The following is a 21,781-nucleotide window of genomic DNA, read 5'->3' as shown; positions in this document are numbered from 1 at the left end:
ATGGAGGCCGGACTCAGTGGACGGGCACCTCCGCGACGGCCACCTCCTCGATGCTCCGCTCGATCTCCCCGGACCCGGAGGCCGAGGCCCGCGCCCAGTAATAGATCGCCAGCGAGAACACCGCGACGACCAGGATGTCCCACCACAGTGCGAGGTGCCCCTGGCCGCCGAAGCCGCCCTGCCAGGAGATGACGCCCATGCCCAGCAGGTAGACGGGCAGCCACTGGGCGGCCTTCCAGTCGAGCCGCGGCGCGTCGGGCAGACCCTTGCGGGTGGCGTACCAGGCGTAGCCGCCGAGCAGGACGTAGCCGAGGACGATGGCCACGCCGAGCCGCCACAGGGTGTCCCAGGTGGACCAGTAGATGATGAGGTTGGCCACCACGAACGACAGCGGCGAGAGGACCTTTCCGCCGGGCAGGCGGTAGGGGCGCGCCCGGTGCGGCAGCCGGTCCGCGAAGACGCCGTAGGCCAGCGGGGCCCCCGCGTACATCAGCACGCTCGCCGAGGTGATGAAGCTGACCAGCTGTTGCCAGCTCGGGAAGGGCAGGAAGCAGACCACGCCGGTCACGAAGGACACGATCAGGCCGAACCACGGCACGCCGCGCGCGTCGGTACGGACGAAGAGCTTCGGCGCGTAGCCGTTGCGGGCCAGTCCGTAGGAGACGCGGGACGTGGCCGTCGTGTAGATCAGGCCGGTGCCGCCCGGGGAGACCACCGCGTCCAGGTACAGCACCACGCTCAGCCAGCCGAGGCCCACCAGGGTCGCGAGCCCCGCCCACGGGCCGCTGATGCCGGGGTAGTCGAGCTTGGTCCAGCCGTGCGCGAAGGCGCCCAGTGGCAGGGCGGCTATGAAGACGATCTGGAGCAGGACGTAGATGGCCGCCCCGATGGCGACCGAGCCGATCGTGGCGCGCGGCAGGTCCCGCTGCGGGTCGCGGCTCTCGCCGGCCAGCTGGATCGCCTGCTCGAAGCCCAGCAGGGCGAAGATGATGCCGCTGGAGCTGACGGCGCTCAGCACGCCGTGGGCACCGAACGGGGCGAAGCCGTGCTCGGTGAAGTTGCCGGGGTGGAAGTTGCCGGCCGCGATGATGAAGATCGCGGCCAGCGGCACGGCCACCTTCCACCAGGTGGCGGCGCTGTTGGTGTGCGCGAGGATCCGCACGCCGAGGAAGTTGACCACGACGAACACGGCCATCAGCAGGACGGCGACGACGAAGCCGCTCGTCGTCAGCGTCCCGTCCTTCGCGTGCTCGAAGCCCTGGGCCCAGTGCCAGTGCCCGGCGTAGCCGATCATGGCCTCGACCTCGATCGGTGCCACGGTCGCCGCCTGGAGCCAGGAGAACCAGCCGAAGGACATGCCGGCCAGACCGCCGAACGCGTAGTGCGGATAGCGGGCGGTGCCGCCCGCGACCGGGAACATGCCGCCCAGTTCCGCGTGCACCAGCGCCAGCAGCACGATCGCCACAGCACCGATGAGCCAGGACAGGATCGCCGCGGGGCCGGCCGCCACGACCGCCTTCTCGGCGCCGTACAGCCAGCCCGAACCGATGATGGAACCGACCGACGCCCACATGAGCCCGATCAGTCCGACATCCCGCCGCAGGCCGTCTCTTTCCATGAATACAGGGCCTCTCGAAGATGAACTCGGGGAGTTCGGGGAGCAAGAGGCCTCAGGTTAGGAATCGGCCGGCCGGCCGCAGAAGACGAGTTGTGCACCCTTGACCGGGTGCGGGTATTTCGTGGGGAACGCTTCAGGATTCCTGTACGCGGTGATGAGACAGCCGTGGGATCTCGATCGCCGGGCAGCGGTCCATCACCATCTCCAGACCCGCCGCGCGGGTCCGTTCGTAGGCCGCCTCGTCGACGACACCCAGCTGGAACCAGACGCCCTGCGCGCCCTTCGCGACCGCCTCGCCCGCGACGGCCCCGGCGAGGTCGCTGTTCACGAACACGTCGACGACGTCCACGTCGAAGGGGATGTCCGCCAGGCTCGCGTACCCCTTCTCCCCGTGCACCGTCTCCGCCTTCGGATGCACCGGCACGACGCGCTTGCCGAAGCGCTGGAGCACGGCGGCCACCCCGTACGCCGCCCGCTGCCGGTTCGACGACAGGCCCACCACGGCCCAGGTGTCGCCGAGCTCGGTGAGGATCCTGCGGACCGTTGCCTCGTCGCCGTACACCGGCGGCCTCCTCGTAAGTCGTGGACACGCTGCTCTCCCGGCAACGGCGCGGGACGCGCGGTGATTCCCGGGCGCCCCCGTGATAGCTTGCCGAGGCCAGTCGAACCCATGTACGTGGGTCAGGGAATCCGGTGCGAATCCGGAACTGACGCGCAGCGGTGAGGGGGACGGGCGGGGCCTCGGCCACTGGACTCCCTCGCGGACGTCCGGGAAGGCGCTCCGATCCGGGTGAACCCGAGTCCGAAGACCTGCTGGCGGCCCCCGCGGCCGCGTGCGGCGGGGGAGCACCGTACGACCGGGCTCCGCGAATGGGCCCTCGACGCCTGAGGACTGGTTTTCGTGCCCCTCGCCCGACCCGCCCGTGCCGCCGCCCTGCTCGCGGCCGGCTCCCTGCTCCTGACCGGCTGCGGCGGCTCCGCGTCCACCGACGCCAAGGCCGCCGTCACCCTCACCAACTGCGGGCACGACGTCCGGGTGGCCACCCCGCCGCGGTATGCCGTGTCCCTCAACCAGGGCACCACCGAGATCCTGCTCTCCCTCGGCCTCGCCGACCGCCTCGCGGGCACGGCCACCTGGACCGACCCCGTGATGAAGGGGCTGGGGAAGGCCGAGGCCAAGGTCCCGCGCATCGCCGACAACAACCCGTCCTTCGAACGCGTCCTGGACACCGAACCCGACTTCGTCACCGCGTCCTTCGTCTCCACCCTCGGCAAGGGCGGCGTCGCCACCCGCGAGCAGTTCGAGAAGCTCGGCGTCCCCACCTACGTGTCCCCGTCCGACTGCGCCGGCAAGGACAACTCGGGCGGCGGCGACGGCGCCCGCGACAAGGCCCTGGGCATCGACACCGTCTACGGCGAAGTCCGGGACCTCGCGACCGTGTTCGGGGTGAAGAAGCGCGGCGACGCCCTCGTGACCTCACTCCAGCGGCGCATGAAGAAGGCCACCGCCGGGATCGACGCCTCCGACGTCACCCTCCTGTACTGGTTCGCGAACTCCGAGTCGCCCTACATGGCGGGCTGTTGCGGAGCACCCGGCATCATCACCCGGGCCCTCGGCGCGAAGAACGTCTTCGACGACACGCACGAGGAGTGGCCGCAGATCAACTGGGAGACGGTCGCCGACCGCGACCCCGACGTCCTCGTCATCGGCGATCTGACCCGCAAGTCCCAGACCGCCGAGTCGGCCGCGAAGAAGATCGCCTTCCTGGAGTCCAACCCCGTCACCAGGACCATGGACGCCGTCCGGCACAAGCGGTACGTGCTGCTCAGCGGGCAGGCCATGAACCCGACCATCCGCACCGTCGAGGGCGTGGAGCAGGTGGCCGCCGGGCTGCGCCGGTTCGGACTGGTGAAGTGACCGCCCAGGGGCTGCCGGTCGCCGGGACCAAGCCCCGGCGCCGGGCAGGACTCGCGCTGGGAGTGGCCGGGACCGTCGCGCTCGTCGCCTCCCTCGCCGTCGCCATCACCATCGGTCCCGCCGACATCCGCGTCGCCGACGTGTGGTCCGTCGTGGCCGCCCGTCTCGGCCTCGGCAGCTCGGAGCTGACGCCGATCCGGGACGGGATCGTCTGGCAGCTGCGGCTGCCGCGCACCCTGCTCGCGGCCGTGTGCGGAGCCGGACTCGCCGTCTGCGGGGCGGTGATGCAGTCGCTGCTGCGCAACCCGCTCGCCGACCCGTTCGTGCTCGGGGTGTCCTCGGGCGCCTCCACCGGAGCGGTCCTCGTGGTCGTGCTCGGCGCGGGCGGCGGCGCCCTGTCGGTGTCCGCCGGTGCGTTCCTCGGCGCCCTGCTGTCGTTCGCGCTGGTGCTGCTGCTCAGCCACACCCTCGGCGGCACCACCGACCGTGTCGTCCTCGCGGGCGTCGCCGCCATGCAGCTCTTCTCCGCCCTCACCTCCTTCGTCGTGATGACCTCCGCCGACGCCGAGACGACCCGCGGCGTGCTGTTCTGGCTCCTCGGCTCGCTCGGCGGCGCCGGCTGGACCGACGTGTGGCTGTGCCTGGCCGTACTGGCCGTGGCCCTGGTGGTCTGCCTGTCCTACGCCCGTACCCTCGACGCCTTCGCCTTCGGGCAGGACGCGGCGGCCGCGCTCGGGGTGTCCGTCGGCCGCACCCGCCTGGTGCTGCTGTGCGCCACGGCCCTGCTCACGGCCGCGCTCGTCAGCTCGGCCGGGGCGATCGGCTTCGTCGGACTGGTCCTGCCGCACGCCGCCCGGGCCCTGACCGGCCCGGGGCACGCGCGGCTGCTGCCGGTCACCGCCCTCGCGGGCGCGGTGTTCCTGGTGTGGGTGGACACCCTCGCCCGGACGGTCCTCGAACCGCAGGAGGTTCCGGTGGGGGTCGTGACGTCGCTCATCGGGGTGCCCGCGTTCGTGGCGGTGCTGTACCGGACGAGGAGGGCGCGATGAGCGGCGCGGAGGCATCGGTGGGGATGGAGGGCGCGGTGAGTGGCGCGGGGGCATCGGTGGAGGTGGAGGGCGCGGTGAGCGGCACGGGGGCATCGGTGGAGGCGGGGCTGCGGGCCGACCGGGTCAGCCGCCGTGCCGACGGGCATCTCATCCTGGACGGCGTCGCCCTCGCGCCCGAGACAGGCTCCACGGTCGGCGTCCTCGGCCCCAACGGCTCCGGCAAATCCACCCTGCTGCGGCTGCTGGCCGGGCTGCTCACCCCGACCTGCGGAGTCGTCACCCTCGACGGCACACCGCTCGGCGACCTGCCCCGCCGCACGGTCGCGCGCCGCCTCGCCGTCGTGGAGCAGCAGTCGGACACCCAGGTCGAGCTGACGGTCGAGGACGTCGTGCGGCTCGGCCGCGTCCCGCACCGCCGTGCCTGGACGCCCGGAACCGACGACGACGATCGGGCGGTGCGCGCCGCCCTGGAACGCACGGGCCTCGACGAGCGTTCCGGCCGGCTCTGGCACACCCTCTCGGGCGGCGAACGCCAGCGGGTGCAGATCGCCCGCGCGCTCGCCCAGGAACCCCGCGAGCTCCTCCTCGACGAGCCCACCAACCACCTCGACATCCACCACCAGCTCGACCTGCTCACCCTGGTCACGGGCCTGCCGGTCACCACCGTCGTCGCCCTGCACGACCTCAACCTCGCGGCTACATACTGCGATCGGGTCGTCGTGCTGTGCGCGGGACGGGTCGTGGCGGGAGGCACCCCGGGGGACGTCCTCACGGCGGAGCTCATCGCCGAGGTGTACCGGGTGCGGGCCGCCGTCAGCCGTGAAGGGCCCGAGGGGCGGCCCCACGTGCGGTTCCTGGGCACGCTGGCCTGAGGGAGGAGGGGCCGGGCACGCCACGGGTGGGGCGATTGCGCCACGGCGGCCAGAAAACGCCGAACCTGCCCGCGTGTGGCCGCCCGCCCGCCTACGCTCACCTCGTGCTGCGCATCATCGACGCCCGGACCGGCGAGCCGGTCGACGCCGCCCCGGCCCGCCGGGGCCTGACCCGTGTCGAGGTGCACGCGTCCGGATCCGACACGACGGACCTGCGGGTGCTGCTCGTCGGGGACCTGCTCGTCAGGACGCTTGAGCTCGGCGGCACACCGGTGTGGGCGCTGCTGACCGGCGGCCGCCGGGAGGCGGAGCTGCGCGCAGGCGCCGCGACGCTCGGCATCCGCCCCTTCGAGGACAGCCCCGACGTCGGCGCCGGTCTGGGCGAGGCCCAGGTCGTCCATGTCACCGCCCGGGGCGGCAAGGCGCCCGACGGGGTGCGGATCGCCGTCGCGCCCGTGGAGCCGGATCCGCCGGACCACGGCGACCCGGCCGCCCTGCGCCTCGCCCTGATCACCCGTCACCACAGCGCCCCGCTCCGGCTGGAGGCGGCCGGGCTCGACGACGCCCGCGCCACCCTCGCCCGCTGGCGCGGCGCGGTCGCCCGCTGGGCACGGCAGCCCTCACGGCCGATCCCCGACGCCGTGCGGCGAAGGCTGCGCGACGCCTGGGAGGACGACCTGGACGTCCCCGGTGTGCTGGACGTCCTGCGTCACGTCGAGACCGAGCCGGGCCTGGCCGACGGAGCCCGGTTCGAGACGTACGCCTACGCCGACCGGCTCCTCGGCCTCGACCTCACCCGCGATCTGGGAGCCCCGTCATGATCGAACGCGCCGGATCAGGCCCGCTGCGCCGCCTGGTCGTGCTGCGGCACGCCAAGTCCGCCTGGCCCGTGGACGTCGCCGACCACGAACGCCCCCTCGCCCCGCGCGGCCGCCGGGACGCCCCCGCGGCCGGGCGGGCCCTGGCCGATGCCGACCTCCTGCCGGACCTCGCGCTGTGCTCCACCGCCGTCCGCGCCCGCGGGACCTGGGACCTGGCCTCCGCCGAGTGGGGCACACCCCCGCCGGTCCGGTACGACCGGCGGCTGTACGCCGCCGGCCCGGCCGGCCTGCTCGCCGTCGTCCACGAGGTGCCCGCCGAGGTCGAGACGCTGCTGCTGATCGGGCACAACCCCGGGCTGGAGGAACTGGTCCTGGCCCTCGCCGGTGACGGCCTCGACGACACCCTGGAGCAGGTCCGCACGAAGTTCCCCACCTCGGCGATCGCCGTACTGACCTGGCGCGGCACCGCCTGGGGGGCCCTCGCCCCCGACGCCGCGCTGCTCACGTCCGTGACCGTGCCCCGGGGCAAGAAGAAGTAGCCCCGGACCCCGTCCCGGCATGGGTCCTTTCCAGTGATCTGCGCCGGGTCCGTGCTGCGCCCACGTGCCCTCACGGGTACGCCGTCTGCGAAGAACGGCCGTGCCGATCCAGGAGGAGAGCAGCCATGCACGCGGTGATTCGGCGGTACGAAGGCGTGACCGACCCGGCGGAGGCGGGACGCCGGGTGAACGAGGAGTTCCTGCCGCTCCTCCGCCAGGTCCAGGGTTTCGTGGCCTACTACTTCGTCGACGCCGGCGGCGGGGTGATGGTGTCGACCAGCGTCTTCCAGGACCGGGCCGGCGCCGAGGAGTCGACCGAGAGGGCGGGGGACTACGTACGGGACCGGCTCGCCGAGCTGCTGCCCAACCCGCCCCAGGTCACGGCCGGCGAGGCCGTGGCCCACTCGTAGCGGAGGTCCCGGCGGTTGCGGCCGACCGCCCCGCCGGGACGCGGCGGCCACGCGATTAGGCTGGCCGGATGCAGGACGAATACCGCACGGTCGCCGGCACCGGCGTGCACGAGACCGAGGTCAACCGCTCCCGCTTCCTGTGCGCCCTCGCTCCGGCGGCCACCGAGCAGGAGGCGCAGGACTTCATCGCCACGGTCCGCAAGGAGCACGCCGACGCCTCCCACAACTGCTGGGCCTATGTGATCGGCGCCGACGCCTCCGTCCAGAAGGCGAGCGACGACGGCGAGCCGGGCGGCACCGCCGGCGTCCCCATGCTCCAGATGCTGCTGCGCCGCGACATGCGGTACGTCGTCGCCGTCGTCACCCGCTACTTCGGCGGGGCCAAACTCGGCGCCGGCGGGCTCATCCGGGCGTACGGCGGAGCGGTCGGCGAGGCCCTGGACACCCTCGGCACCCGCACCCGCCGCCGGTTCCGGCTGGCCACCGTCACCGTCGACCACCAGCGGGCCGGCAAGCTGGAGAACGACCTGCGCACCACCGGGCGCGAAGTCCGCGACGTGCGCTACGGGGAGGCGGTGACGATCGGGATCGCCCTCCCCGACGCCGACGTGGACGCCTTCCGGTCCTGGCTCGCCGACGCCACCGCCGGGACGGCCGGCTTCGAACTCGGCGGGGAAGCGTACGGGGACGCCTGACGGCGGTTCCGTCCCCTCCACCGCCCGGCAGCCGCGACGGGGGCCAGCGGTCGGCGCCTGTCCGGCCCCCGTCGTCCGCCGCGACGAAGGTCAGCGGTCGGCGCCGGTCCCGCCCCCGTCGTCCGCCGCGTTCCCGCTCGCCGCACCCGTCGGGACGCGCCCCAGCCGGAACGCGAGCAACGCCGTACCGACGGCGAGGGCCGCGAGGACGTACGCGGAGGTCGAAGGCCTGCGCGAAGTCGGCCGAGTCCGTGTCCCGGCCCGGGGACTGGGGATTGGTGCCCAGGAAGCCGCGGTACAGGGCCCCGATGACGGCTGCTCCGAAGGCCATCCCCGCCTGGGTCACGGTGTTCAGCACACCCGACCCGGTGCCCACGTCGTCCCGGTGGACCCGCCGGGTTCTCGTCCCGAAGTAGCGCCCCGCCCTTGCTCCCCGATCTCCGGACCGCCACCCGCTACGAGGAGTGCCGCGCGGACAGCTGCCGGGAGGCCCTCGGTGAGGTCGAGCACCGGCGGGGATGCTCCTCTCTGCCTCGACCGGTGCGATGCCGGAGCGCGGCATCGCACCGGAATGACTTGTTCCACTGCACAGTTGCGACATTTCCCCTGAATTGCCGTCGGATGGGTGTGGCGGTCCGGAGTTCGTGGTGGACCAGGTGTCCACACGCGTTAGCGTGGTGGGTCTGACGACGAGCGGACCGGCTCGTGCCGGTGGAGAACGACAGCAGGGGGAGCCATGCAGGCCGGGGCGGCATCTTGAGGCTGCTGCACACCTCCGACTGGCATCTCGGACGGGCCTTCCACCGGGTGAACATGCTCGGCGCCCAGGCCGAGTTCATCCGCCACCTCGTCACGACCGTGCGGGAGCGGGCCGTGGACGCGGTGGTCGTGTCGGGAGACGTGTACGACCGTGCCGTGCCGCCGCTCGCCGCGGTCGAGCTGTTCGACGACGCCCTGCACCGCCTCGCCGCTCTCGGCGTGCCGACGGTGATGATCTCCGGGAACCACGACTCGGCCCGCCGGCTGGGCGTGGGCGCCGGGCTGATCGGGCGGGCCGGCATCCATCTGCGGACCGAGCCGTCGGCGGCCGGCACCCCCGTGGTGCTGGCCGACGCCGACGGGGAGGTCGCCTTCTACGGGCTGCCGTATCTCGAACCGGCCCTGGTGAAGGACGAGTTCGGTGTGGAGAAGGCCGGACACGAGGCCGTGCTCGCCGCCGCCATGGACCGGGTCCGCGCCGACCTCGCCGCCCGTCCGGCCGGCACCCGCTCCGTCGTCCTCGCGCACGCCTTCGTCACCGGCGGCGAACCCAGCGACAGCGAGCGGGACATCACCGTCGGCGGCGTCGCCGCGGTACCGGCCGGGGTATTCGACGGCGTCGACTACGTGGCGCTCGGGCATCTGCACGGCTGCCAGACCCTCACCGACCGCGTCCGCTACTCCGGCTCCCCGCTGCCCTACTCCTTCTCGGAGGCCGCCCACCGCAAGAGCATGTGGCTGGTCGACCTGGCCGCGGACGGCTCCCTCGGTGCCGAGCGCGTCGACTGCCCGGTGCCCCGCGCCCTGGCCCGGATCCGGGGCACCCTGGAGGACCTGCTCGCCGATCCGGAGCTGGCCCAGCACGAGGAGGCGTGGGTCGAGGCGACCCTGACCGACCCCGTCCGCCCGGCCGACCCGATGGCCCGGCTCGCCGAGCGCTTCCCGCACACGCTCAGCCTCGTCTTCGACCCCGACCGCGACGAGGACGAGTCCGAGGTGTCGTACGCCCGGCGCCTCGCCGGCCGCAGCGACCAGGAGATCGCCGAGGACTTCGTCGCCCATGTGCGCGGCGCCGGCCCCGACCCGCACGAACAGGGCGTGCTGCGGGACGCGTTCGACGCGGTCCGGGCCGACGAGACCGTACGGGAGGTGGCCCGGTGAGGCTCCACCGGCTCACCCTCACCGCCTTCGGGCCCTTCGGAGGCACCCAGGCCGTCGACTTCGACGACCTCTCCAGCGCCGGGCTGTTCCTGCTGCACGGCCCCACCGGCGCCGGCAAGACATCCGTCCTCGACGCGGTCTGCTACGCCCTCTACGGCTCGGTGCCGGGCGCCCGGCAGGGCGGCGGTCAGGGCACCACCCTGCGCAGCGACCACGCCGCCCCCGTGACCCGCACCGAGGTCATCCTCGACCTCACCGTCGCCGGACGCCGCCTGGAGGTCACCCGCCAGCCGCCCTGGGAGCGCCCCAAGAAGCGCGGCACCGGCACGACCCTGGACAAGGCCCAGACGTGGCTGCGCGAGTACGACGCGACGGCCGGGGCCTGGAAGGACCTCAGCCGCTCCCACCAGGAGATCGGCGAGGAGATCACCCAGCTCCTCGGTATGAGCCGGGAGCAGTTCTGCCAGGTCGTGCTGCTGCCGCAGGGCGACTTCGCCCGGTTCCTGCGCGCCGACGCCGAGGCCCGCGGCAAGCTGCTGGGCCGCCTGTTCGACACCCGCCGCTTCGCCGACGTCGAGAAGCGCCTCGCCGAGCGCCGCCGGGCCACCGAGGCCCAGGTGCGGGACGGGGACGCGGAACTGCTGGCCGACGCCCACCGCATGCAGCAGGCCGCGGGCGACGCCATGGAGCTGCCGGCGCTGGCTCCGGGCGAACCGGGACTGGCCGAGGCCGTCCTGAGCGCGGCCGCCGTCGCCCGCAGCACCGCCCGCGATCAGCTCACCGTCGCCGCGTGCACCCTCACCGCCGCCGAGTCCGCGCAGGCCGCCGCCGGCCGCGCCCTGGACGACGCCCGCGAACTGGACCGCCTCCAGCGGCGGTTCGCCCAGGCACGGGAACGGGCCGCGAGTCTGGAACAGGGAGCCGAGGCCTACCGGGAGGCGCAGGCGCTCATGGAGCGGGCCCGCAAGGCCGAAGCGGTCGCCCCCGCCCTGGACCTGCGGGAATCCTCAGAAGCCGAACACCGCCGGGCAGCCGCCGCCGAGGCACGCGCGCGTGCCCTGCTGCCGGAGACCTTCGCCGACGCGGGTGCGGCCGGGCTCGCCTCCGCCGCCCGCCGGGCCGCCGAGGAACTGGGCGGACTCGACTCGGCCCGCCGCGCCGAGCGGCGGCTGGCCGAACTCCTCGACGAGCGCGCCGGCCTGGACCGCCAGGAGCACGCCGACGCCGACCTCCTGCAGGAGGCGGAGGCCTGGCTCGACGGCTGGGAGGAGACGCGCACCGTACTCCAGGCGCGGGTCGACTCCGCCCAGAAGGACGCCGCCCTCGCCGAGCAGCTCGCCGAACGGCGCGAGCCCGCGCGGCAGCGGCTGCGGGCGGCCCGCCTGCGCGACCAGCTCGCCCACGACACGGACCGGGCGGCCGACCGGGTCCGCACCGCCCAGGACAAGGCACTGCGGGCCAAGCAGCACTGGCTCGACCTCAAGGAACAGCGCCTGAACGGCATCGCCGCCGAGCTGGCCGCGCACCTCACCGACGGCGAACCGTGCGCCGTCTGCGGCGCCACCGAACACCCCGCCCCCGCCCGCAAGGTCGCCGGGCACGTCGACCGCGAGGCGGAGGAGCACGCCCTCACCGCCTACCAGCGCGCCGACGAACAGCGTGCCGAGGACGAGCGGCGCCTCGGGGCCGCACGGGAGGCACTGGCCGCCGCCGGCGCGGAGGCCGGTGACACCCCCACCGACCAACTCGCCCAGGAAATGGAGGAGTTGGAGGAGCGGTATGCGCGGGCCCGCAGCGCGGCAGCCGAACTGCACACCGCGCAGGAGCGCCTGCGGCAGGCCGGGCACGAACACGAACGGCGCCTCGCCGCCCGGCAGGAGGCCGCCGTGCGGACCGCGTCCCGGGTCGGTCACCGGGAGCGGCTGGACCGTGAACGGACCGCTCTGGAGGAGGAGCTGGACCGGGCACGGGGCTCCCTGGACAGTGTCGCCGCCCGGGCCGCGCAGCTGGAGCGGCGGACCGCGCTGCTCACGGACGCCGCCGACGCCGCACGGGCCGCCGAGGACAGCGCCCAGCGGCTCAAGGACGCCGACGCCCGGCTCGCCGACGCCGCCTTCCGGGCCGGCTTCGAGACGCCGCAGGCCGCGGCCGCCGCCCTCCTCGACAACGCCGCCCACCGTGAGCTGCAACACCGCCTGGACGCCTGGCAGCACGAGGAGGCCGCCGTCCGGGCCGTCCTCGCCGAGGCCGACACGGCCGCCGCGGCCCGCGAGCCGCGGGCCGACCCGGACGCGGCGCAGCGGACGGCCGACGAGGCGGAACGGCGGCTGCGCGCCGCCGCCTCCGCCCACGACGCCGCCCGTCGGCGCTGCGCCGAACTCGCCTGGCTGTCCGCCCGGGCGGCCGCCTCCATGCGCCGGCTGGCGCCGCTGCGCGAGGAGTACGACCGCGTCGCCCGGATGGCCGGTCTCGCCGCCGGCACCTCGGCGGACAACGAACGCCGCATGCGCCTGGAGTCGTACGTCCTGGCGGCCCGGCTGGAGCAGGTCGCCGCCGCCGCGACCGTACGGCTGCGCCGCATGTCGTCAGGCCGCTACACCCTCGTCCACTCCGACGACCGCACCGGACGCGGCCGCAGTGGGCTCGGACTGCACGTCGTCGACGCCTGGACCGGCCGCGAACGCGACACGGCGACGCTCTCGGGCGGCGAGACGTTCTTCGCCTCGCTGGCCCTGGCCCTCGGCCTCGCGGACGTCGTCACGGACGAGGCGGGCGGGGTGCGGCTGGACACCCTCTTCATCGACGAGGGCTTCGGCAGCCTCGACGACCAGACCCTCGACGAGGTCCTCGACGTCCTCGACTCCCTGCGCGAACGCGACCGCAGCGTCGGCATCGTCAGTCACGTCCCCGACCTGCGGCGGCGGATCCACGCCCAGCTGGAGGTCGTCAAGGGCCGGTCCGGGTCGGCACTGCGGCAGCGCGGCGCCTGAGGTCAGCGGCCCAGGGGACGCCGGGGGAGGGGCGAGGAGTACACCACGCTCGTCGTCACCGAGCCCAGCGCCCCGATCTTCCCCGACACCTCCTCCAGATGGCGCATCGAACGGGCCGTGACCTTGATGACGAAACAGTCGTCGCCCGTGACGTGGTGCGCCTCCAGGATCTCGGGCGTGACGGCGACCAGGTCGTGGAAGGGCTTGTAGTTGCCGTTCGGATAGCGCAGGCGCACGAACGCCAGGATCGGCAGGCCCAGCCGCTCCGGGTCCACCACCGCCGCGTAGCCCTGGATGACCCCGGCCTCCTCCATGCGGCGCACCCGGTCGGTGACCGCGCTCGCGGACATGGACACCGCACGGGCCAGCTCGGCGAAACTGGCCCGCCCCTCCCTCTGGAGGACGTCCAGGATGCGCCAGTCGGTGGCGTCCGGGGAATACTCGGTCATGCCCGAGGGATAGCAGGGGAATCCCCGGCAGATCAAGCGGAGCACCGGGGATCGTCCCTTCATGGACGGGACCGGCGCCCGTAGCTTCTCTCCCATGACCACCGCCGTGAACCCCGTCCTGCGCGTCGCCCCCGCCGCTCCCGCCGAGGCCGCCGCCCACTTCCGTGCCGGTCTCGCCTTCCACACCGACGTGTCCGACGTCGCCGCCGCACTCGGTGCCGGGGGTGACCCCGGATTCGTCCTCGTCGACTCGCGCTCCACCGAGGCCTGGGACCAGGGCCACATCCCCGGCGCGCTCCACCTGCCGACCGCGCTCGTCCCCGAGCAGGCCGGGCAGCTCCTGGACCGGTCGGTGCCGGTCGTGACGTACTGCTGGGGCCCCGGCTGCAACGGCGCCGTCCGGGCTGCCCTCGCCCTCGCCGAACTCGGCTACCGGGTCAAGGAGATGCTCGGCGGCTTCGAGTACTGGGTGCGCGAGGGCCTGGCCTTCGAGACCTGGCAGGGGCGTGAACGCAGAGCCCCGGACCCGCTGACGGCACCCGTGGACGCCGGTGACTGCGGCTGCTGAACCCCCGATCTTTTGCCGTGAGTTGACCCTGTAGGTTCTTGCGCCATGGTGCGATACGCGGAGCCGGGCGCAGTGGAATGGGTGGAGTCGGGCGGCGGGCCGCTGATAGCGGTACCGGAGACCGTCCTGCCGTTCTGGGCGGGCGCCGACGGCGAGGAGACGGCCTCGGACTACGACCGGGCCTGCGAGGTGGACGGCGACGTCGGCCTCCTCCCGGTCGGCGACTGCACCGCCCTGGTCCTGGGCGACGAGCCCGCCGCGACCGCCTACCTGCCCGGCCACGGCATGTTCGTCCGGTGGCGCGCCGGCGACTCGGAGGACGAGCTGCTGGCGAGCGTCCCGCCTGCCGTCGACGGCGCGGAGTGGGAACCGGAGGTGCACTGGGAGGTGCCGGGCACGGTCCTCCTGTTCGACGCGGCCTGGCCCGGGTCGCACCCGTCGGGGGCCGAGCACGTGCGGGTGGCCCTGGAGCCGGGCCGGTACGCCGTGCGCGCGGCAAGGGTCCAGCCCGGCCCGGAGACCTGGCTGGGTCTGGTCCAGCTCCGGCTGCTCGCGCGGAGATGACGCGGCGTCACCGGCGGGAAAACCGTGTGCGCCGGGCGGCCGGCGCGATCACCATGAACTCATGCCACGCCTTCCCCACCCCACCCCCGAGGAACTGCGCCGCGACCCTCTGCCGCTGCGCGGCCGTACCGCACTCGTCACCGGTGCCAGCCGCCGCGGCGGCATCGGGCACGCCGTGGCCCGCCGCCTGGCCGCCTACGGCGCGAGTGTCTATCTGCACCACCACGTCCCCCACGACGCCGACCAGCCCTGGGGCGCCGACCGCCCCGAGGACGTCCTCGTCTCCGTGCGCGAGGCGGCCGGCGACCCCGGGGCCCGAATCGTCGCGGGCCCCGGAGACCTGGCCGACCCCGCCGTACCCGCGGAAGTCGTCGGCAGGGCGGCCGACGCCCTCGGCGGACGTCTCGACATCCTCGTCGCCAACCACGCGCAGAGCGGGTTCGACGGCTCGCTGGACGAGATCGACACGGCGATGCTCGACCGGCACTGGTCGGTCGACACCCGCGCGGTCCTGCTGCTCGTCCAGGCACACGCCCGGTCGAGGCCACCGGGTCCGGGAGGCCGCGTGATGATGATGACCTCGGGTCAGGACACCGCGGGCGGCATGCCCGGCGAGATCGCCTACGCCCTCCAGAAGGGCGCCCTCGCCTCGATCACCCGCTCCCTGGCGACGACGCTCGCCGAGCGGGGCATCACGGTCAACACCGTCAACCCGGGCCCCGTGGACACGGACTACCTGACCGGCGAGTACTACGAGGCCGTCGCCGCCCGCTTCCCCTCGGGCCGGTGGGGCATGCCGGACGACCCGGCCCGCCTCATCGCCTGGCTCGCGACCGACGAGGCGGGCTGGATCACCGGCGAGGTCATCAACTCCGAGGGTGGATTCCGCCGCTGATCACAGGGCCGACAACTCGTCCACCAAGTCGTCCAGACCGAGCGAGCCCTGCGACAGCGCCGCCATGTGCCACGCCTTCGGGTCGAAGGCGTCGCCGTGGCGTGCGCGTGCGTTCTCGCGGCCCAGCAGCCAGGCCCGCTCACCGAGCTTGTAGCCGATGGCCTGGCCCGGCATGGACAGGTAGCGGGTCAGCTCGCTCTCCACGAAGTCCGCCGGCCGGCTGCTGTGCGAGCCGAAGAACTCCTGCGCCAGCTCGGCCGTCCAGCGCTCGCCGGGGTGGAAGGGCGAGTCGTCCGGGATCGTCAGCTCCAGGTGCATGCCGATGTCGATGATGACGCGCACCGCCCGCATCATCTGGGCGTCCAGATAGCCGAGGCGGCGCTCCGGGTCGGTCAGGAAGCCCAGTTCGTCCATCAGCCGCTCCGCGTACAGCGCCCAGCCCTCGGCGTTGGCGCTCACCATGCCGACGCTCGCCTGGTAGCGGGAGAGGTTCTGCGCCACGTGCTTCCACTGGGCCAGCTGGAGGTGATGGCCGGGCACGCCTTCGTGGTACCAGGTCGACACCAGGTCGTAGACCGGGAAGCGCGTCTCGCCCATGGTGGGCAGCCAGGTGCAGCCGGGCCGCGAGAAGTCGTCCGACGGGGGCGTGTAGTAGGGGGCCGCGGCGCTGCCCGGAGGGGCGATGCGCGACTCCACCCGGCGCACCCGCTCGGCCAGGTCGAAGTGGGTGCCGTCGAGCGCGTCCATCGCCTCGTCCATGAGGCTCTGCAGCCAGTCGCGGACCTCGTCGACGCCCTCGATGTGCGTGCCCTGCGCGTCGAGGTGGGCCAGCGCCTCCCACGGCGTGCCGGCGCCCGGCAGGATCTTCTCGGCCTCGGTCTTCATCTCGCCGAGGAGGCGGTGGTACTCGGACCAGCCGTAGGCGTACGCCTCGTCCAGGTCGAGGTCCGTGCCGTTGAAGTAGCGCACCCAGCGCGCGTACCGCTCCCGGCCCACCACGTCCGGCGCGCCCTCGATCGCCGGGGCGTACACGTCCCGCATCCAGTCGCGCAGCCGGACGACGGCCTCGGTGGCCGAGCGGGCGGCGGCGTCCAGCTCGGACCGCAGGGCCTCGGGGCCGGCGGCGGCGTACTGCTCGAACCAGCCGTGGCCCTCGCCGTCCGCGTCGGCCCACTCGCCCAGCTGCTGCACGAACGTGGCCGTGGCGCGGGGCCCGCCGTACAGCTTCCGCTCCAGCCCGAGCGCCAGGGACTCCCGGTAGCCCTCCAGCGCGGCCGGGACGCCGCGCAGCCGCTCGGCGATCGCCGTCCAGTCCTCCTCCGACTGCGCCGGTGTCACGGTGAACACCTGCCGCACCGCGTGGGCGATCGAGCTCAGGTTGCTGACGGAACGCAGGCTCTCGTCGGCCTCGTGCACCGCGAGTTCGGCGCCCAGCCGCTCGCGCAGCAGACGCGCACACCGGCGCTCGATGTCACTGTCCGCGCCGGGCAGCCGCTCGGCCTCGTCCAGCCGGGCCAGCGTCCGCCGCGCCAGCTCCGCGAGTGCCTCCTGGCCCGCAGGCGAGGTGTCGGGCAGCCTGCTCGAACTCTCTTTGTCGCCGAGGAAGGTACCGGTGATCGGGTCGAGGGCGACGAGTTCGTCGACATACGCGTCGGCGACCTCACGGGGCAGCGGGCTCTTGATCTCAGACATGCCGCCATCCTCGTACGACGGGCCGCACACGTCACGCCGATTGAGCCGAGGGCGAAGGCGGCAGCAGCGGCCCGCACTCCCACTGCTGGAAGATCAGCCGGGTCTCCACCCGCGCCACCTCTCGCTGCGACGTGAACTCGTCCAGCACCAGCCGCTGCAGATCGGCCATGTCGGCGACCGCGACATGGACCAGATAGTCGTCCGGGCCGGTCAGGTGGAAGACCGTCCGCGACTCCGGCAGGACCCGGATCCGCTCCACGAACGGCCCCACCAGCTCCCGCCGGTGCGGCCTGACCTGCACCGACAGCAGGGCTTCGAGGCCGCGCCCCAGCTTGGCCGGATCCAGCTCCAGCCGGTGCCCGAGGATCACGCCCGACCGGCGCAGCCGCGTCACCCGGTCCAGACACGTCGACGGCGCGACCCCGACCTGCGTGGCGAGATCCCGGTACGTCGCCCGGGCGTCGTTCTGCAACAGCCGCAACAGATGGAGATCCACCGGATCCAGTACGACAGATTCAGCCATCGGTCGAACGTAGCACGGGATCCGCACACCGCCGCCCGGTCGATGTTCACCCTTGCCCACCATGGACATGGACACAACGAGCACGCGCGCCCACGACGGCGTCCGCACCGCACCGCGAGCCCTCGCCACCGAGGCCGTGCACGCCGGGCGGGACGACCTCGCCCGGCAGGGTCTGCACGCCCCGCCGATCGACCTGTCCACCACCTACCCGTCGTACGACAGCCGCGGCGAGGCGGCCCGCATCGACGCGTTCGCCACCACCGGCGCCGAGCCGGACGGCCCGCCCGTCTACGGGCGGCTGGGGAACCCGACCGTCGCCCGCTTCGAGACGGCCCTGGCCCGTCTCGAAGGCACCGAGGCGGCGGTGGCGTTCGCCAGCGGCATGGCGGCGCTGAGCGCCGTCCTCCTCGTCCGCGGCTCGATGGGCCTGCGCCACGTCGTCGCCGTCCGCCCCCTCTACGGCTGCAGCGACCACTTGCTGACCGCCGGGCTGCTGGGCTCGGAGGTGACCTGGACCGACCCCGCCGGGGTCGCCGACGCGCTGCGCCCGGACACCGGCCTGGTCATCGTCGAGTCCCCGGCCAACCCCACCCTCGCCGAGGTCGACCTGCGAGCCGTCGCGCACGCCTGCGGCTCGGTGCCGCTGCTCGTGGACAACACCTTCGCCACCCCCGTCCTCCAGCGCCCCGCCGAGCACGGCGCGCGGCTGGTGCTGCACAGCGCCACCAAGTACCTCGGCGGCCACGGCGACGTCCTGGCGGGCGTGGTCGCCTGTGACGAGGAGTTCGCGGGCCGGCTGCGGCAGGTGCGCTTCGCCACGGGCGGCGTCCTGCACCCGCTGGCCGGCTACCTGCTGCTGCGCGGCCTGTCCACGCTCCCCGTCCGGGTCCGTGCGGCCTCCGCCACGGCGGCCGAACTCGTCCGCCGCCTCGCCGCCGACCCGCGGGTGGCGCGTGTCCACTACCCGCGCATCGGCGGCGCGATGGTCGCCTTCGAGGTGTACGGCGACCCGCACGAGGTCATCGCCGGCGTCCGCCTGATCACCCCGGCCGTCAGCCTCGGCAGCGTCGACACCCTCATCCAGCACCCGGCGTCCATCAGCCACCGCATCGTCGACGCGGACGACCGCAGGGGAGCCGGAGTGAGCGACCAGCTCCTGCGCATGTCGGTGGGCCTGGAGGACGCGGACGACCTGTGGTCGGATCTGGACGGAGCGCTGGGACGACGCCCCGAAAGGGGCGCGGGGAACTGCGCGAGCAACCACGTAGCACCCGCACTCGCCAACTGACGCACGCCCCTACGGTGCGGAGGCGCTCCCCAGCTCCTCCGCACTCGTCACGACCGCCTCACCCAGCCTTGCCGTGATGACCAGCGTCCCCTCCTCGACCTGGTAGTCGAGAGGCAGCCCCAGCCCCCGCATGGCGGCGACCATGCCCGTGTTGGACGCCTGCGTCACGGCGTACACGCTGGAGCACCCCGCCTCGACGGCCAGGGCCACCAGCCGCGACAGCAACTCCGCTCCGACACCGCGCCGCTGCCAAGCGTCCTCGACGATCAGCGCGACCTCCGTCTCGTCCCCGTCCCACAGCAGGTGACCGAGCCCGACGACCCGCCCTGAGGCCGTCTGCACGGCGAGGGTGCGGCCGTAGCGCGGGCTGAGCAGGTGGTTGAGATACCGGGCGGCGTCACCGACCGGCCCGTGATAGCGCAGCTTCAGCGTGCGCGCCGAGCAGCGCTCGTGCATCGCCCTGGTCGCTTCGAGGTCACGGGTGTCGGCCCGCCGCACGGTGATGTCGCTGCCCTCGGCGAGCGTGAGCACGTCCCGTCCGTGCGGCAGGCGCGGTCCGAGCCGGGCGTCCAGTTCCACCAGCGCCCTGGCCCGGGCGAACTCGGTCGGGGTGAACGGCAGGTACGGCCGCTCCACGATGATCACTCCGCCTTCCGGAGCGCGCAGCCGCATCACCGTGTCGTCGAGGGCGCCTTCCACCGGAAGTCCACCCGGCGCCCGGCCGCCACCGGCCGGAGCGGGCTGGGACCGGATCGTGCACCGGCCCAGCAACTGTCGCAGGGCCAGCGGCAGTTCCGCTGAGTCCAGGGCCGTGCGGGCGGCGAGTCCGAGGATCCGGGTCGGCGCGTCCACGAGGTCGTGGGCGTCGGCCCGCTCGATCCAGGTGTCGGCGCCACCGGCCGACTCGACGGCCGTGGTGATCGCGGACACCGGCAGGGCGGCAGGGCCCCGCAGCAGGAACTCGTCGACCGTGCCCTCGGCCAGCGGGTGCGTCTGCAGGCTGAGGATGTCGACGCGCTGCCCGGCCAGGGCGCCGCACAGCGCCGCCAGCGACCCCGGCTCGTCCTGAACCGTGGTCCGCATCCGCCACAGGGTGTTCGCCCCCGGCACCGCTTCCGGTGCCGGGGACCCGGTATCACTCGTCGGGGGCGCGTGTTCCTGGCGTCGTGTCCGCCAGGCGTGGAACGCCGCCGTGACCCGCCGCCACGAGGTGGCGGGGCGGCAGTTGTCATGGGGCTGGGTCCGGTGAGTCTTTTCTCGCGTCATGCACCCACTGTGACGGAACGGTGTTGCGTGATCGCGAACGCATTGTGACCGGCGGGTAAAGACGCCAGTATTCCCCCTTCGTCCATGCTTCAAACGTTGCGCTTCGTGCCTACTGGCCGACCAGGCCCGGCTGGAGCGTCTGCGTGAACAGCACGGTGCCGTCCTGCTCCCGCAGACGTACCGTCAGTTCGCCGCTGTGGCCGTCGATGTCGACCTCGCCGAAGAACTGGAAGCCGCCGGCGGGGGAGACGTTGGCGGTCGTCGGTGCCTTCACGAACACGCGGTCCGGACCGAAGGTGCCGTCGAGCGCGTTCGCGGGGAAGGCACCGGCGTTGAGGGGCCCCGAGACGAACTCCCAGAACGGCTCGAAGTCGGTGAAGGCGGCCTTCGACGGCAGGTAGTGCTGCGCCGAGGTGTGGTGCACATCGGCCGTCAGCCACACCGTGCCCGTGATCCGCCGGTGCTTGACGAACCGCAGCAGTTCGGCGATCTGCAGCTCGCGGCCGAGCGGCTTGCCGGGGTCGCCCTGGGCGACGGCCTCGATGTTCGTGCCGTCGGGGACCACGAGGCCGATCGGCATGTCGGAGGCGATCACCTTCCACACCGCCCGGGAGCGGGACAGCTCGCGCTTGAGCCACTCCAGTTGCTCCCGGCCGAGGATGCCCTGCGGGTCGGTGGGCTGGTCGTCCGGCGAGTTCGCGTTGCGGTAGGTGCGCATGTCCAGGACGAACACGTCCAGCAGCGGGCCGTGGTGCTGCACGCGGTAGACCCTGCCGTCGGGGCGGCGCAGCGTGGAGACCGGGAAGTACTCGGAGAAGGCCTGGCGGGCGCGGGCGGCGAGCACGTCGACGCGCTTCTCGGTGTAGCGGGCGTCGGTGAGCATCTCGCCCGGGTACCAGTTGTTGACGACCTCGTGGTCGTCCCACTGGACGACGGACGGGACCCGGGCGTTGAAGGCACGCAGGTTCTCGTCGAGCAGGTTGTAGCGGAAGTTGCCGCGGAACTCCGCGAGGGTCTCGGCGACCTTCGCCTTCTCCTCGGTCGTGATGTTCCGCCAGGTGCGGCCGTCGGGCAGCGTCACGGTCCCGGAGATCGGGCCGTCGGCGTAGATGTTGTCGCCGCTGCAGAGGAAGAAGTCCGGGTCGAGGGCGCCCATGGCGTCGTAGATGCGGTAGCCGCCGAGATCCGGGTTGATGCCCCAGCCCTGCCCGGCCAGGTCCCCGGACCACACGAACCGCACACCGTCGCGGCGCTTTGCGGAGGCCGTGCGGAAGGTGCCGGTGACCGGCTCGCCCGTGCGGCGCGGGTCGTCCGGGTCGGCGAGCAGCACGCGGTAGTGGATCTGCTCACCGGCGGGCAGCCCGCGCAGCCGGGTCGTGCCGGTGAAGTCGCTGCCCGGGCCCAGCAGCGGGCCGTGCCACCGGTGCGGGTTGCGGAACGACTCGGTCGCCGAGGTCTCCACGATCATCCGGGCGGGCCGGTCGGAGCGCACCCACACCAGCCCGGAGTCGCAGGTCACGTCTCCCGCCTGCACACCCCATCCCGCCGCCGGGCGCCCGGAGCGCGCGAACGCGGGTGCCGCGCCGAGGGCGGTGGGCAGGGACAGGGCGGCCGACGCCGCGAGGGAACCACGCAGGACGCTACGGCGCCCGGGCAACGGACGGTGTGACATGGATGCGCCTCCAGGGACGGGATCCGGCCAAG

General features: G+C 73.5%; 20 protein-coding genes and 1 riboswitch. Of the genes, 13 read left to right on the top strand and 7 right to left on the bottom strand.

What is annotated here, in order from left to right:
• Positions 1-13: 13 nt before the first annotated feature.
• Together RFN52_RS05775 and RFN52_RS05770 are read right to left on the bottom strand one after the other, a co-directional pair.
• Entirely contained in the window at positions 14-1,618 is a 1,605-nt protein-coding gene (locus tag RFN52_RS05775; RefSeq protein WP_184843236.1) for an APC family permease, read from the bottom strand.
• A gap of 133 nt (positions 1,619-1,751) precedes the next feature.
• Positions 1,752-2,180, bottom strand: coding sequence for a CoA-binding protein (locus tag RFN52_RS05770; protein ID WP_184843233.1), 429 nt, complete (start codon positions 2,178-2,180; stop codon positions 1,752-1,754).
• A 95-nt stretch (positions 2,181-2,275) separates the two neighbouring features.
• Positions 2,276-2,436, top strand: a riboswitch (cobalamin riboswitch).
• Between the two features lie 83 nt (positions 2,437-2,519).
• On the opposite strand from RFN52_RS05770, the gene RFN52_RS05765 reads away from it, so the two are divergent.
• The 9 genes from RFN52_RS05765 to RFN52_RS05725 all read left to right on the top strand — a co-directional run bounded on the left by RFN52_RS05765 (position 2,520) and on the right by RFN52_RS05725 (position 12,832).
• Positions 2,520-3,536 (top strand): ABC transporter substrate-binding protein, encoded by a 1,017-nt coding sequence (locus RFN52_RS05765; protein ID WP_184843230.1) that lies wholly within the window; start codon positions 2,520-2,522, stop codon positions 3,534-3,536.
• Positions 3,533-4,585, top strand: a complete 1,053-nt coding sequence (locus RFN52_RS05760) for a FecCD family ABC transporter permease (RefSeq protein WP_373308560.1) — start codon at positions 3,533-3,535, stop codon at positions 4,583-4,585. The genes RFN52_RS05765 and RFN52_RS05760 overlap by 4 nt, the downstream gene beginning before the upstream one ends.
• A complete protein-coding gene (locus RFN52_RS05755; RefSeq protein WP_311240904.1) occupies positions 4,582-5,457 on the top strand; it encodes an ABC transporter ATP-binding protein in 876 nt (291 codons plus the stop codon). Before RFN52_RS05760 ends, RFN52_RS05755 begins: the two co-directional genes overlap by 4 nt.
• A 104-nt stretch (positions 5,458-5,561) precedes the next feature.
• Positions 5,562-6,278, top strand: a complete 717-nt coding sequence (locus RFN52_RS05750) for a hypothetical protein (RefSeq protein ID WP_229856818.1) — start codon at positions 5,562-5,564, stop codon at positions 6,276-6,278.
• Entirely contained in the window at positions 6,275-6,817 is a 543-nt protein-coding gene (locus RFN52_RS05745; RefSeq protein WP_184843227.1) for a SixA phosphatase family protein, read from the top strand. The genes RFN52_RS05750 and RFN52_RS05745 overlap by 4 nt, the downstream gene beginning before the upstream one ends.
• Before the next feature lie 125 nt (positions 6,818-6,942).
• Positions 6,943-7,227: a hypothetical protein gene (locus tag RFN52_RS05740; protein ID WP_184843224.1), complete on the top strand. Its 285-nt coding sequence runs from the start codon at positions 6,943-6,945 to the stop codon at positions 7,225-7,227.
• 68 nt (positions 7,228-7,295) lie between these two features.
• A complete protein-coding gene (locus RFN52_RS05735) occupies positions 7,296-7,922 on the top strand; it encodes a YigZ family protein (RefSeq protein WP_184843221.1) in 627 nt (208 codons plus the stop codon).
• Between the two features lie 756 nt (positions 7,923-8,678).
• Complete coding sequence (locus RFN52_RS05730) at positions 8,679-9,842, top strand: exonuclease SbcCD subunit D (protein WP_184843219.1); 1,164 nt, start codon at positions 8,679-8,681, stop codon at positions 9,840-9,842.
• Complete coding sequence (locus RFN52_RS05725; RefSeq protein WP_184843216.1) at positions 9,839-12,832, top strand: AAA family ATPase; 2,994 nt, start codon at positions 9,839-9,841, stop codon at positions 12,830-12,832. Before RFN52_RS05730 ends, RFN52_RS05725 begins: the two co-directional genes overlap by 4 nt.
• A 2-nt stretch (positions 12,833-12,834) precedes the next feature.
• On the opposite strand, the gene RFN52_RS05720 is transcribed toward RFN52_RS05725, so the two are convergent.
• The gene (locus RFN52_RS05720) at positions 12,835-13,281 is read right to left on the bottom strand and encodes an Lrp/AsnC family transcriptional regulator (protein WP_184843213.1); all 447 of its coding nucleotides are present in this window, start codon (positions 13,279-13,281) and stop codon (positions 12,835-12,837) included.
• A gap of 94 nt (positions 13,282-13,375) precedes the next feature.
• Here RFN52_RS05720 and RFN52_RS05715 point away from each other — a divergent pair, with 94 nt between their 5' ends.
• The 3 genes from RFN52_RS05715 (at position 13,376) to RFN52_RS05705 (ending at position 15,308) form a co-directional block, all read left to right on the top strand.
• Entirely contained in the window at positions 13,376-13,849 is a 474-nt protein-coding gene (locus tag RFN52_RS05715) for a rhodanese-like domain-containing protein (protein ID WP_184843211.1), read from the top strand.
• A gap of 45 nt (positions 13,850-13,894) precedes the next feature.
• Positions 13,895-14,413: an immunity 21 family protein gene (locus RFN52_RS05710; protein WP_184843208.1), complete on the top strand. Its 519-nt coding sequence runs from the start codon at positions 13,895-13,897 to the stop codon at positions 14,411-14,413.
• 61 nt (positions 14,414-14,474) lie between these two features.
• Positions 14,475-15,308, top strand: a complete 834-nt coding sequence (locus RFN52_RS05705; protein WP_184843206.1) for an SDR family oxidoreductase — start codon at positions 14,475-14,477, stop codon at positions 15,306-15,308.
• On the opposite strand, the gene RFN52_RS05700 is transcribed toward RFN52_RS05705, so the two are convergent.
• Both RFN52_RS05700 and RFN52_RS05695 read right to left on the bottom strand, forming a co-directional pair.
• Entirely contained in the window at positions 15,309-17,000 is a 1,692-nt protein-coding gene (locus RFN52_RS05700; RefSeq protein ID WP_184843203.1) for a DUF885 domain-containing protein, read from the bottom strand.
• 31 nt (positions 17,001-17,031) lie between these two features.
• The gene (locus RFN52_RS05695) at positions 17,032-17,523 is read right to left on the bottom strand and encodes an Lrp/AsnC family transcriptional regulator (RefSeq protein ID WP_184843200.1); all 492 of its coding nucleotides are present in this window, start codon (positions 17,521-17,523) and stop codon (positions 17,032-17,034) included.
• A 67-nt stretch (positions 17,524-17,590) separates the two neighbouring features.
• Here RFN52_RS05695 and RFN52_RS05690 point away from each other — a divergent pair, with 67 nt between their 5' ends.
• Positions 17,591-18,811, top strand: a complete 1,221-nt coding sequence (locus RFN52_RS05690; RefSeq protein ID WP_184853806.1) for a trans-sulfuration enzyme family protein — start codon at positions 17,591-17,593, stop codon at positions 18,809-18,811.
• A gap of 9 nt (positions 18,812-18,820) precedes the next feature.
• Here RFN52_RS05690 and RFN52_RS05685 read toward each other — a convergent pair whose 3' ends face one another.
• Positions 18,821-20,077 (bottom strand): GNAT family N-acetyltransferase, encoded by a 1,257-nt coding sequence (locus RFN52_RS05685; protein WP_184843198.1) that lies wholly within the window; start codon positions 20,075-20,077, stop codon positions 18,821-18,823.
• Between the two features lie 109 nt (positions 20,078-20,186).
• On the bottom strand, positions 20,187-21,749 hold the full coding sequence (locus RFN52_RS05680; protein ID WP_184843195.1) for an alkaline phosphatase D family protein: 1,563 nt from the start codon (positions 21,747-21,749) through the stop codon (positions 20,187-20,189).
• Positions 21,750-21,781 lie beyond the last annotated feature (32 nt).

The sequence above is a fragment of the Streptomyces collinus genome (genome assembly GCF_031348265.1).
Lineage (GTDB): Bacteria > Actinomycetota > Actinomycetes > Streptomycetales > Streptomycetaceae > Streptomyces > Streptomyces collinus.
The sequence above is the reverse complement of the archived record's forward strand: the minus strand, read 5'-3'. Positions and strand labels throughout refer to the sequence as shown.